8 protein-coding genes are annotated in these 12,702 nt (G+C 50.4%); 7 read left to right on the forward strand and 1 reads right to left on the reverse strand.

All coding sequences use genetic code 11. The features are described 5' to 3' along the window. Window positions 1-335: 335 nt before the first annotated feature. The gene (gene sleB, locus B2633_RS15840; RefSeq protein WP_483171663.1) at window positions 336-1,040 is read right to left on the reverse strand and encodes a spore cortex-lytic enzyme; all 705 of its coding nucleotides are present in this window, start codon (window positions 1,038-1,040) and stop codon (window positions 336-338) included. 455 nt (window positions 1,041-1,495) lie between these two features. On the opposite strand from sleB, the gene B2633_RS15845 reads away from it, so the two are divergent. The 7 genes from B2633_RS15845 to B2633_RS15875 all read left to right on the forward strand — a co-directional run bounded on the left by B2633_RS15845 (window position 1,496) and on the right by B2633_RS15875 (window position 12,680). Continuing rightward, window positions 1,496-4,117, forward strand: a complete 2,622-nt coding sequence (locus tag B2633_RS15845) for a calcium-translocating P-type ATPase, PMCA-type (RefSeq protein ID WP_483171664.1) — start codon at window positions 1,496-1,498, stop codon at window positions 4,115-4,117. Between the two features lie 292 nt (window positions 4,118-4,409). Further along, window positions 4,410-5,285: a DUF4349 domain-containing protein gene (locus tag B2633_RS15850; RefSeq protein WP_483171665.1), complete on the forward strand. Its 876-nt coding sequence runs from the start codon at window positions 4,410-4,412 to the stop codon at window positions 5,283-5,285. A 386-nt stretch (window positions 5,286-5,671) separates the two neighbouring features. Then, the gene (locus B2633_RS15855; protein WP_483171666.1) at window positions 5,672-6,112 is read left to right on the forward strand and encodes a Na-translocating system protein MpsC family protein; all 441 of its coding nucleotides are present in this window, start codon (window positions 5,672-5,674) and stop codon (window positions 6,110-6,112) included. Window positions 6,113-6,469: 357 nt separating this feature from the next. Next, on the forward strand, window positions 6,470-7,525 hold the full coding sequence (locus tag B2633_RS15860) for an alcohol dehydrogenase (protein ID WP_483171667.1): 1,056 nt from the start codon (window positions 6,470-6,472) through the stop codon (window positions 7,523-7,525). A 460-nt stretch (window positions 7,526-7,985) separates the two neighbouring features. Beyond that, window positions 7,986-9,674 carry a metallophosphoesterase gene (locus tag B2633_RS15865; protein WP_483171668.1) on the forward strand — a complete coding sequence of 563 codons (1,689 nt, stop codon included), beginning with the start codon at window positions 7,986-7,988 and terminating at the stop codon, window positions 9,672-9,674. 29 nt (window positions 9,675-9,703) lie between these two features. Continuing rightward, window positions 9,704-11,671, forward strand: coding sequence for a chitobiase/beta-hexosaminidase C-terminal domain-containing protein (locus tag B2633_RS15870; protein WP_483171669.1), 1,968 nt, complete (start codon window positions 9,704-9,706; stop codon window positions 11,669-11,671). After that, the gene (locus B2633_RS15875) at window positions 11,661-12,680 is read left to right on the forward strand and encodes an FMN-binding protein (RefSeq protein WP_483171670.1); all 1,020 of its coding nucleotides are present in this window, start codon (window positions 11,661-11,663) and stop codon (window positions 12,678-12,680) included. The genes B2633_RS15870 and B2633_RS15875 overlap by 11 nt, the downstream gene beginning before the upstream one ends. The last annotated feature ends 22 nt before the right edge of the window (window positions 12,681-12,702 follow it).

Here is a 12,702-nt window from a genome sequence, read left to right on the forward strand (position 1 = left end):
TACTCTGCATTCAGCCGTCCAGGTTTATGACTATATAAATGATTATTATCAACCAATAAAAAACCGTTTTCTAGGCTTACTGCCGGAAAACGGTTTTCGTATGTATTGAGGATTTGCTGGGTTCCCTTTGTTAAGTAAGAGTTAGGCTAACCCCGGTTGTTTTTGTCCTCTTGCACTGGCGCCTGGCCCATATGGCGCCGCAGACACGTCATCAGCTTAAGCATAGAACAGACATCTGATTTGAATTTGTGGTGTCAAATCGTTTTGGTGTTTATCGCCCGGCACTGCTTTAAGCTGTGGCGCCGGGCAGGAGATTATCCGGGTCAACCTCGGTATTATCTGGCAAAAACATGCCGCCCGATGGTCTTGATAAGAGGCCGGGACCAAACCCATTTACTGGTAGCCGTGGCCGGATTCCAATAATAAATTGCTCCTCCGGTGGGGTCCCATCCGCGCAGGGCAGCTTCAGCAGCCTGGTAAGAAATGGCGTCGGGTTTCAGGTAAAACTGGCCATCGCTCACTGCGGTGAATGCGCCCGGTTGGAAAATGACCTCACTCAGCGACTGCCCAAACTTCTTGGAGTCCAAACGGTTTAAAGCCACTGCAGCCACCGCAACCTTGCCTTCATAGGACTCACCCCGGGCCTCTCCATAGATGAGGCGGGCAAGATTTTCAATGTCGCGGCCGGAAAACGATAAGAATCTGGAGGGGGCGGGGGTTGATACCGCTTGAGTGGGGCTGGCTAAGGTGCTTACAGGTTTGCTGACCTCTCTAATGATGGCATTGGCGGTCGCTTTTCCAACCACTCCATCAGCCTCAAGGCCGCTTTGGGCCTGAAATCGTTTTACTGCAGCCAAAGTCTGGAGCCCGAATATACCGTCAATACTGCCCGGGCTAAAACCCAGATAGGACAAATCCCGTTGTAGCTGCTGCACATCATAACCTTGCGAGTACGGCACCAGGACCCTGTCCCCCAAATAAGCTGCCTGGGCGCCTTGCGGCGGAATAACCGCTGAAAGCAGAGAAAATGTCAAGATCATGATGATGCTTTTCGTGCGCTTTCGAATAAGATCTACCTCCTCTGATTGCGTAAAAAATCTAAGTTTTCATCTCAAAATCACACATTAGCTATTGTTTTTACAATTATAAAAACCTATGCATCATACTGCAAAGCTTGTAAACCTGCTAAATTTCGGACATCTTGGATTATGACCCAATAACCTTGAGGACTCACAGGGATGTCCATAATTACTACGCATCCCTCACCCATGGTAAGTTGTAGCAAAGCGGGGGTGATTTTTTGTAACAGGATGTCGGTTGTGTAATTGCATGATTATGGCAAGCAGGTATTGTGATTAATCAGTATTATAGAATTGGTTGTCTATAATAATAGTAAATATGTGTATCGAGGCGCTTGATATGTTGTTATATAATTAATGCAAAAAAATATGTTTATATTGCTTTGTATTTTGATGGCTAAGGAGGAAAAGATCAATTGATACCGCATAGCAGCAGCATTGAAGAAGTTCTGCGGCAGACGGAGGTTGGACAGGAGCAGGGCTTGAGCACCACGGAGGCTTCACGCCGCCTGGAGGAGTACGGCCCCAACCAGCTCAAGGCCAAACCAAAGCGAAGCCTTTTGCAGCGCTTCTTAGACCAGTTCAAAGATGTTATGATCATCATTTTGATCATCGCTGCGGCGGTATCATTTGTGGTGTCCATATATGAAGGTGAAGGGTTTTTTGAACCGGTTCTGATCTTGCTTATCGTAGTGCTCAATGCCATTATGGGAGTGGTGCAGGAGAGCAAGGCCGAGCAGGCCCTGGAGGCTTTGCAAAAGCTTTCCGCCCCTCATGCCCGGGTGATCCGCGCCGGCAAAGAGACTATCATTGAAGCCTCCCAATTAGTACCCGGCGATATCATTAAATTGGAAGCCGGCGACTATATCCCGGCCGATGCCAGGATCATTGAAAGCGCCAGCCTTAAATCCGAGGAGGCGGCTTTAACCGGGGAATCGGTGCCCGCTGAGAAGGATGCTCGGGCGGAAGTGGCTGCCAACGCCCCGCTGGGGGATAGATTTAATATGCTTTACGCGGGGTGCAGCATTACCTACGGAACCGGAAAGGCCGTGGTCACCGCCACCGGCATGCAAACTGAAATGGGCAAGATCGCCGACCTCCTGGAGTCCGAGGCCGACGGGGAGACCCCTTTGCAGCATAAACTGCATCTTCTGGGCAGATACCTGGGATTTCTGGCCCTGGCGGTGTGCGCCATCATATTCGCGATCGGCCTGTGGGACGGAATGCCTATCATGGAGATATTCATGATCGCAGTAGCCCTGGCCGTTTCAGCCATCCCTGAAGGACTCCCGGCCATTGTGACCATTGTCCTGGCTATCGGAGTGCAGCGCATGGCCAAACGCAACGCCATTATCAGAAGGTTGTCAGCCGTGGAAACCCTGGGCAGCGCCTCAGTGATCTGCTCGGACAAAACCGGCACCCTGACCCAGAATCAGATGACCCTGGTCAAAGCCTTTGCTGCGGAGAATTCTATAATAGAAGATATCAGCGCAAACAACTCCGCTCCCGTTAAGAAACTGCTGCGGTACGCGGCCCTGTGTTCCGACGGGGTGGTCGAATTTGAGGACGGGGAGGAAAAGCATATTGGCGACCCCACCGAGACCTCTATTATCATGGCCGCCTATAAAAACGGCATGCCCAAAGAGGAATTGAACCGTCTCTACCCCCGCCTGGCAGTTCTGCCCTTCGACTCTGACCGCAAGTTGATGAGCACGGTCAATGTCATTGATGGGCAGAATGTAGTAATCGTCAAAGGCGCCTTCGACGTGCTGGCGGGGCGGTGTATCTCCGGACAGGTGGAAGCCGGCCGGAGCTATACCGAGGAACTCAGCCGCCAGGCTCTGCGGGTCTTGGCAGTAGCCTGCAAAATAATTAAAACCGTACCGGATACTCCCACCACAGAAGAACTGGAAAATGATCTTCATTTCATGGGCCTGGTGGGTATGATCGACCCGCCCCGGCCTGAAGCCCGGGATGCGGTAGCGGTATGCCGGAGTGCTGGAATCAAGCCGGTCATGATCACCGGCGACCATGTGGTCACCGCTTCGGCTATCGCCAGGGAGCTGGGCATTTTGAAGCCGGGGGATGACGCCGTCACCGGTTGTGATCTGACTGCGATGTCAGAAGATGAACTCAATCAAAGGGTTTCTCATATATCGGTCTATGCCAGGGTTGCGCCCGAGGATAAGATCCGCATCGTCCGGGCCTGGCAGAGGCAGGGAAAAGTGGTTTCCATGACCGGGGACGGGGTCAATGACGCCCCGGCTTTGAAAGCTGCCGATATCGGCTGCGCTATGGGCATCACCGGCACCGACGTGGCCAAGGGCGCCTCTGACATGGTGTTAACCGACGATAACTTCGCCACTATTGTGGATGCGGTGCGCGAGGGCCGCTGCATATATGACAATATCAGAAAAACCGTGGGCTTCTTGTTGGGAACCAATATCGGTGAAGTTCTAACCGTATTCATCGCTATGCTGCTGTGGCAGGCTTCGCCGCTCCTGGCGGTGCACCTCTTGTGGATCAACCTGGTCACCGACAGCTTGCCGGCTGTAGCCTTGGGCATGGAGGCGGTTGAAAACGATGTCATGCAGCGCAGGCCCAAACCCAAAAATGAGAGCATATTTGCCCAGGGGATGGGAGTGCGGGTCATCCTGCAGGGGGTGATGTTTGCGGTTTTGACCCTGATCGGGTTTAATGCCGGCTGGAACAGCCAGGGGGAGATAGAAGCCGGCCGCACCATGGCATTTCTGGTCTTAGCCCTGGCCCAGGTCTTTCATGCGTTCAACATGCGCTCCAACCACTCGCTGTTTTCGATCGGGTTTTTCTCCAACAAATATCTCAATGGCGCCGCCGTGATTTCCATTGCCCTGATCGGAGTGGTTGCCTTTATACCGGCTGTGGCCTCTGCCTTCGGATTGGTTCTGCTGTCTGCCGCCTCATACCTTCTGGCATTGGGTCTGGCCCTGATCCCTATCGCGGTTTTGGAATTTTCCAAAGCTTTTGGGCTGGTGAAGCATCAAACCGCCGACGCATAAAGCGGCTTATCTGGCGGGAAACGAGCCGGTCGGCACCGGTGTTGACAGCTATTTCGGGGAGACAGGCTGCGGCCCGGAGAATATGATCTCTGCTGTCCTCATTCTCAGCGGCAATACAAAAATTGCACTACACTTGAATGTTTGACTGCAATAATTGCGTAATGATGATATAGCCTGAAGCTTTTCTCGATTTATCACCGCAGGGCTTCCGGGGAAACCGGGTGGGGTGCGGCTATCTTTACGAACTTTATGATATAGTTTTACTAACAAGGTTAGAAAGGGGAGGTATCAGTTGAATCGCTGGCCAGGAATCATTGTCATTCTGCTTATACTGCTCTTAACCGGTTCACTGATCGGATGCGGTTCCGCCAAGTCGCAAGACCTGGTCCAGAATGAGCGCGCCGAGATGGCGAAAGACAGCGCCCCCGGCAGCCCGGAAACAGCGCCGCAGTCTGATTCGGCCTTAGAATCGGCTGGCATGGAGCGTAAAATAATACAAAATGCCAACCTCGACATTAAGGTTGAGGATGTTTCTCAAACCGTAGACCGGATTACCGCCTTATGCACCGAAAATGGAGGCTATACCGTCAATAGCCGTTTGTACAGAGATGATCAAAGGGTTTCTTCGCAGCTGTCCATAAAGGTCCCGCAGGAGAAGCTGAACGACATTATCTCCTCCATCTCCCAGTTGGGAGAAGTGACCGACAAAGTCATATCTACCCGGGATGTTACCGAGGAATACTATGATGCCGAGGCGCGTCTGAAGGTGCTGAAGGCCAAGGAAGAACGCCTGGTGGGCTTATTGGGCAAAGCAGCCAGTATCAACGATATCATCAGCATCGAAAATGAACTGGGCAAAACCCGCGCCGAGATTGAGGTTCTGGCCGGGCGCCTCAAATACCTTGCCAATGCCACCGAATACAGCCTCATCGAGATAGAGCTTGTGCAAGCCGTCCCCGGCGCCGTAAAAGCGCCTCAGGGAACCATGGGCAAGGCTATGCAGGGATTGGTGTCCAGTGTCAACGGGTTAATCAATTTTGCCAGCCACAGCGTAGTGGCATTGTTCATTATCCTGCCCTGGGCCTTGGTGTTGTTCTTGGCGTTCCTGCTGTTGCGCTATATTTATGGAAAACAGCGTGCCAGACGTACCAGGGAAAAAGAATTATAAAAACCTGGTTTAGCCCAGATATAGATATAATAAACCAAACCAGGTCCTAATTTGATATGAAGTAAGGGATTTTTGTTCTTGACAATTCAACAATGCTTTACTATTCTAACAATAGAGGCAAATATCAATTCTAAACACGACAAAACTTAACAAAACTTAATATTACGGTGGCTGACAGGGAAACCATCGGTTGCTCTTTAAGAGACCAATATTTAAGTGCTGTACGTGTTACATATAGCATATTTAATATTGGTTTTATTGTTTTTACAGAGAGAGATTAAATATTCTGCAGAACATAAAAGCGTCATTGCATAGAGATTTTAAATACTCTGCAGAAACAAAAGCGTTGTTGCATAATATTGATAAGGGAGTTTGGGGGTAATATTATGTCAACTCAATTCAAATTGGTAGATGATAAAGCTATCATTCCTACCGGCATGTCCGGGCGCAGGTTGAATGACCAGGAACGCCGTCAATTTCAACACGAATTTAAAATTTACATGGAAAAATATTTCAAAGACAAGCTTGGCAAAGGGGTCGATAAGACCAAAATCGTTATTTGGGACGATATGCTGGTTATCCGCGGCGAAGGTTTTCTAACCGAGCCGGAAAAATACATAAACAAGACTCCGTCTGGAAGAGAGGTGGTAAGAGCAGCTCGAATGCAGGTGGTAAAACAGCATGCTATTGACAACGTAGGCTATTTCGAAAACAGGTTGAGCGCTGTCGCCATTCACCATGCCTATGAGTTGGAACCGGAAAACGATTTCTGGATGCATGTGATTGTCTTCGACCGCATATTAACTGAAAAATCGAGCGTAGATTAAAATCAGAGTATACTCGAAATTCCCGGTGGTCTGTAGAGAACCCTGCGGGGGGCTCCAAAGAAAACCGATGTGTTATAAGTGCTTTTATGCGCGTTTAACCATCGGCTTTTGTTGTTTTTAGGGTTAATATGGCGGTTTTTGCCGCATGTTAACCTGTAATGGTACGTTGAGCAAAACCTGCAACAAATTACCTGGTGGTCTGTAGAGAACCCTGCAGGGGGCTCCAAAGAAAACCGATGTGTTATAAGCGCTTATTAAGCGTAATTAACCCATCGGCTTTTATTGTTTCTGTATTAATTAGGGGTGGATAAAATGAGGGGCATGCAGTCCCTCGGAAAAGAAAAGGGAGGTTTTTTAATGGCTGACACAATGAAAGCTCTGGTTTATCGTGGCCCCGAAAAAATCGGTTTGGAGGATGTACCGGTACCGCGCATTATCGAACCCGATGATGCGATAGTAAAAGTGACCACTTCCACTATCTGCGGCACCGACATTCACATCTGGCACGGGGGTATGCCGGAAGTAGAACCGGGAAGAATAATCGGCCATGAATTTGTGGGTGAAGTCGTGGAAGTAGGCCCTGCGGTAAGGAACGCCAAGGTAGGGGACAAAGTAGCGGTTTCCTGTGTCACCCAGTGCGGCGAGTGCTTCTACTGTGTACGCGGGATTTATTCGCATTGCACCACCGGCAGCTGGATATTCGGCTATATGATCGACGGCTGCCAGGCCGAGTATGTGCGGGTACCTCATGCCAACCTGGGGATGTTTAGCATTCCTGAGGGACTGACGGAGGAAGATGTGCTCTTCGTCGGCGATATCCTGTCAACCGGTTATTTTGGCGCCGAACAGGCCAAGATTGAACCGGGCGATACTGTTGCGGTTATGGGTTGCGGACCGGTTGGAATGTGCGCTATGACCACCGCCCGGCTGTGGGGGCCTTCCAAGATAGTGGCTGTCGACATCAATCAGGAACGTTTGGATTGGGCAGTGAAGAACGGTATCGCTGACGTTGGAGTCAATCCCCTCAACGGGGATGCCGGCGATGCTATCAGAGAAATGACTGAAGGACGCGGCGCTGACGCTACTATCGAAGCCAATGGTTTCAAACCCACTTTCGATATGGCCATCGATGCTGTCAGACCCGGTGGAACAGTATCTCTGATCGGCGTATTTGAAAAACCCCAGGAACTGGCCATGAACACCTTGTGGATCAAGAACATCAGAATCAGCATGGGTCTGGTCAACGCCAATCGCATTCCAGAACTGATCAAGTTGATCAAGGCCGGTAAGATCAGCACCAGCTTCCTGTGCACCCATCGCGCTCCATTAAATGATATTGTTAAAGGCTATGATATCTTTGGCGGCAAGAAAGATGGCTGTCTGAAGTGGATAGTAACTCCTTACCAGAAATAGAAACCAGAAATTATTTGTCTCCTGGCAAAACAGGATTCATGTTCAAGCCAAAAGGCGCCTCTTTTATGAGGCGCTTTTTGGTGTTTGGCCAGGATGTCTGCTGAGCTGGTGGATTGGAAGAAATCGATCGTCAAGCGGCGGCAAGGTGACCCCAAGGTTGGGACGTTACCGGTAATGTGGGGTCCGAAAGAAAAGATCTGCTCAAAACCGGATTATTCCAAGTTGCCGATATGATTACATAGGACAGATGATATCAATCCTGGTTTTGCATACAAAATAATGCAGGGTTTTAACTTCTGATGTCAAAGTTATACAAAAGTTGTGCAAAACATATATTCTTCGATTCGATTATACTGGGGTGTGTGAATTTTGAGATATCGCATCAAAGAAAATATGTGGGGCCAATACCTGCGGGGAGAAACAAATGTTGTATCGAAATATTTGTAAAGGTTGTATGAATGTGAAAATCGCCAAATTTTATTTCACCTTGGGCTTGATTATTTTGTTAATGCCTCTCCTGGTCATAGCGGGATGTTCTCCTGAGCCGGAAGATCACAATACGTCTCAAGGATTTTCATTTATATATATGGGTGATTCTCAAGCTGATCCCGAGACCGGCGACTATACAGCCTGGGGTGAACTGCTGGAGACGGCTGCCCGGCATGAGAGTCGGCCTGCCTTTGTCATGATCGGGGGAGATCTGGTAAATGACGGAAGTGACCAAAGGGAATGGGATGCCTTTATGGCGGCCGGAGGCGAGACCTTGAAAAAATTGCCTCTCTATCCCGCCACCGGCAATCACGACCTTACTGATCTCTACAAAGCTATTTTTGACCTCCCTCAAAACGGTCCGCCCGGGAAAATGGAAGCCTTCTACTCTTTTGACTACAGGGACGCGCACTTTACGGTCATGGACAGCAATGCCATGGGGGCAGCCAATCCCGAAGACCTGGAATGGCTAAAAAATGATCTGTCTGCAACTGACAAGACCCACAAAATCGTCATGTTTCACCATCCAGCCTATCCGGCCATAAATATCCCCAAAGATATGCAGCGGGCTGAAACCATTCAAAAGTACTTTGTGCCTGTCATGGAGGAAGCCGGGGTTGATCTGGTTTTATCAGGCCATCAGCATGTTTATATGCGCACCTACCCTCTAAAAAAAGGGGTGCGGGATGATGACGGCATCGTTTACCTGATGGGTTTTTCCGGGGGTAAGCAGTACACTCCGGGCAGTTTTGAATATGCTGCCGCGAGCATTGGCGGCAAGCCGGTATATACCGTAATAACCCTGAATGAGAAGGGTATTTTCCTGGAGACCCGGGACAGCAGCGGAGCGATAGTGGATTCCAACCGGGGGCCAAGTCTTTCCGAACAGCAAAAGCAGTTGAGCATCATAGTGAAAGGAGACGGCATTGACGGTGAGAAGAACTTCAGCTTCGGAGAATTGGCGGCTTTGCCGTATTCTGGCTTTGAACATGTCTACTCCACTATCAACAACTGGCCGACTCCCAGGTTCTACGCAGCGCGGGGCTTAACCGTAAGGACCATTTTAAAAGCGGCCGAGGTATTGGATTCAGCTCAGCTCATCACTTTCCGCTCTCCGGACGGTTATGAAATCAGCTTCACCCGAGAGCAGTTGATCGGCCTGCCTCGTTATTATTATCCCGCTGTCAAAGAAGGCTCTGCTGCCGGAGCCGAGCGTGTGGAGTCCATAATCGCATATGAATATAAAGAAGGGTCCGGAGATCTGGGGGAAGCCGTGAACGATTCCCCCTGCCTGATCTTCGGCCAGAGCAACCCTTTAGAACATACTAATCCGGCCTTTGTGGTAAACGTCAATGAAATAATAGTGTCCAGCGCGGACGCTGAAGCCTGGGAACCGGCCAAGACCTTCCCGGCTGAGGGGAGGATCGCCTCCGGAGAAAGTGTTAAACTGCAGCACTCATCGCTCGGCCTGCTCAAGCTGCACTATACCCTGGACGGCAGCGACCCCACCATGCTTTCCCCTATGTATAATGTGAGTACTTATCAGCCGGAACTTAATAAACCCATAGTTATTACTAAAGACACGGTCATCAAGGTCCTGGTCACCGGTTATGGAAAAAAGGACAGCATTATTAAGGCCTTCACATTTGATGCCCAATAAATATGATAATCAAGTAGCAGGAGGGTATTATGCACAACCTCGGCAGGAAAAAAACTTTACTCATCGCCGCTTTAATGATTTTGACCCTTTCCATCACGGTTTACTCTGGCTGCAGCAAGAGCAAGAGCAGCGGGGATCCTGAGTACGAGGCCCGGGTGATTACCATCGAAGGCTTAAAGCCTCAGGATGAGGCCGATGTGTCCTTGACTGAGATATCGGTTGCGGAATTGCGCCAGCTGGAGCAGCATGACCTCAATGCCAGTTATAAAAGAACCACCGGGCTCACCGAAGAATTCAAAATGTCAGGTCCTTATCTCGAGGATGTCATCCGGCACCTGGGGGGGAATCTGGCTGAATATGCCGGCATAGGCGTGGTGGGTAGAGATGGTTATTACTGCCTTTTATCTAAAGAGGTAATCGATGCCACCCCCGATCTGATGTTGGCGCTGGTCATAGACGGCGAAGCCAAACTGGATGACGACAACGCCCCGGCGCGTCTGGCGGTACAGGGGCAATTCGGGCCCTACTGGGTAAAACAGGTCGAAAAAATCATTCTTTATAAAGAGATACCGGAGAAGTCTATCACTTCTGTATGGGTATTCCGCAACCTGGCGGCCGGCATCGAGCCATATAAGTATGAATACTATGGCAGCAAGGATGATGCCATCGACCTGGAACAGGTCTTCTCCCGCCTGGATAATGTAGACAGCAAGGCCTTTTTCACCATGAAATCGGCGGACGGATTCAAGAAAAATGAAGTCATCAATATGGTGAAATCGCGCTATTATATCAAGATAGAAGGGGCTGACGCACCCACCAACATTTCTCCTTATATAAAACTGGGCATGAATGTTCAGAATATCGCCTGGGTCTCCACCAACGCGGATGCTGCCATATTCCCGGAGAAGATGCTGGAATACATGGATGTAAGCGAGATAGGGGGAGAAAAAGGCATCACCCTGGAAGAAGTCCTGTATGAAACCGAAGTGGAATCGGTGAAATCGACTAGCTTTGACATACTGGGGACTGCTGGAGAGAAAATCACCGTGAGCGGTCTGGATATGAGCCGGGGCATATTGGTCAATCGGGCCGACGGCACCGCCGGGGTGGTGTGGGATCCCGGCACCGGACACCAGAACATCAACAACCTTTTGCGCATCCGTATGGCGAAGGTGACGCCATCGGCGCCGGGGAGTGACAAAACCGGGGAAGCCGGCGACAAGACAGTACCTCAGTCCTGGACTGACGGCCCCGCCGCGGACACCATACTGACCATCAGCGGGGATGGGATCAGCAAGACGATGTATCTCTCTCTGGCCGATTTAAAAGGAATGCAAGCCGCATATACCGAGCAGCGTTTTTCCACGGTCAACAACTATCCTACCCGCAAGTTCGCGGTAGCCAAAGGAGTCAACCTGGCCTATCTTTTGCAACAAGCAGGTTTAAAAAGCGGCGCGAAAAGCATACAGGTAGAGGCCAGTGACGGCTACAAGGCTTCGCTCACCCGGGAACAGCTCCTGGGAAAGCGCTATTGCTATCCGGACCTGTTATCCGGCGGCACCGCTGCCGCGGTCGAAGTCAAGCCCATGCTGGCCTGGGCTTTTGGCGAAGGACAGGAGCTCTCGAAGGCCCGGGAAGGGGATTTGCGCCTGGTTATCGGGCAGCAAGGTCTAAATGATGTAAATACCGCGGTGTCAGTGCAGATGGTCTCTAAAATAACAGTTTCCACCTCAAATCCGGGCAGCTGGAGCAAGGCACAGGCTGTAAAAGACGGCGGTCAGATCGTTTTGCAGCATGATAGCATGGATCAAGTGAAGCTTCATTATACATTGAACGGGGAGGAGCCCAATGAAAATAGCCCGGTATATAACCCCAGCACCTCATATTTCCAGCCTGAACTGATCAAGCCTATCCCGGTGAGCGGCTCCGGTGTTATTAAGGTGAAAGTGATCGGCTACGGTAAATACGACAGCGGGGTATTGAGCTATGCTTATTAGAAAGCTGGGGTTATTGCTGGTTTTGATGGCAGCCGCTGCGCTTTTAGGTTGTGGGGAGTCATCGCAGCCGACCGCGGAAGAGCTGAAAGCTGTCAACGAAATATTTACTCAGGATTACACCGCCGGGGACTTGACCGTTATCACTGATGAGTTTATGACTGCGGACAGAAAAGACAAATTCCAGGCGGTCAAGAAGGTTTTTACCACCCCTGAAGGCGACTATGCTTTTATTTGCAAACCGGTGGCTTACAACGGGCCTATTACCCTGGCCATCGGCATTGATAAGGACAGTGACAAGACTACAGGTATGAGGATAGTCAGCCATATGGAGACCGAACATTATGTGCGCGACATGAACAACAGCTGGTTTACCCAGCGGTTCGCTGACAAGTCCAGTCAGGATTACCTGCAGCTGGTTCACCTGGAGGCCAAACGGGACAATGAGATTATTATTATAACCGGAGCAACTGTGACCACCGAGGCTATCGCCAATGGGGTCAATGCCTGCATGGGAATATTCCGCGAGGCGGTTCTAGGCCAGAGCGCTGAGGCAGTGCCTTACATGGTCAAATTTGAGAAATCCGATGCCGAAGGCCCTGAGGAGAACGGTAAACTGGCTGTCAGGTCATACGGAACCATTCTGGGGGAGGTCACCCTGGAACAGATCCGGGAGATGCCCAGTGTCAAACGCACTATGATGATTCATTCCACCTCCGGCACCACCAGCCACAGCTTTAGGGGTACCCTGCTTTCCAACGTCATCGCAATCGTGGATCCCGGTCTGCTCACCGGCTGTGAAATGGTGCAGCCGGTGGGCGTGGATGATTATATGTCCAATATCTCTATGGATGAGGTCTTAAAAGAGAACGCGGTCTATGTTATGTACGAGGACAATGGGGAGCCGCTCAAAACCAAAGACGGGAAACCCGGAGCTATGCGGGTGGTGGTTCTGGATGATGTCTTCGGGCAGCGCTTCACAAATTATATGATCGAGATCGTGGTGGAATGATAGGTTTGGGGCCAGAAACAGT

This window comes from Syntrophomonas sp. UBA1041, assembly GCF_002316705.1.
Taxonomy (GTDB): domain Bacteria; phylum Bacillota; class Syntrophomonadia; order Syntrophomonadales; family Syntrophomonadaceae; genus DTU019.

What these genes read in the sequence shown, in the direction of transcription:
- sleB (WP_483171663.1), bottom strand. Translation starts at nt 1,040, where the DNA reads ATGATCTTGACATTTTCTCTGCTTTCAGCGGTTATTCCGCCGCAAGGC.
- B2633_RS15855 (WP_483171666.1), top strand. Translation starts at nt 5,672, where the DNA reads ATGTCAACTCAATTCAAATTGGTAGATGATAAAGCTATCATTCCTACC.
- B2633_RS15860 (WP_483171667.1), top strand. Translation starts at nt 6,470, where the DNA reads ATGGCTGACACAATGAAAGCTCTGGTTTATCGTGGCCCCGAAAAAATC.
- B2633_RS15870 (WP_483171669.1), top strand. Translation starts at nt 9,704, where the DNA reads ATGCACAACCTCGGCAGGAAAAAAACTTTACTCATCGCCGCTTTAATG.
- B2633_RS15875 (WP_483171670.1), top strand. Translation starts at nt 11,661, where the DNA reads ATGCTTATTAGAAAGCTGGGGTTATTGCTGGTTTTGATGGCAGCCGCT.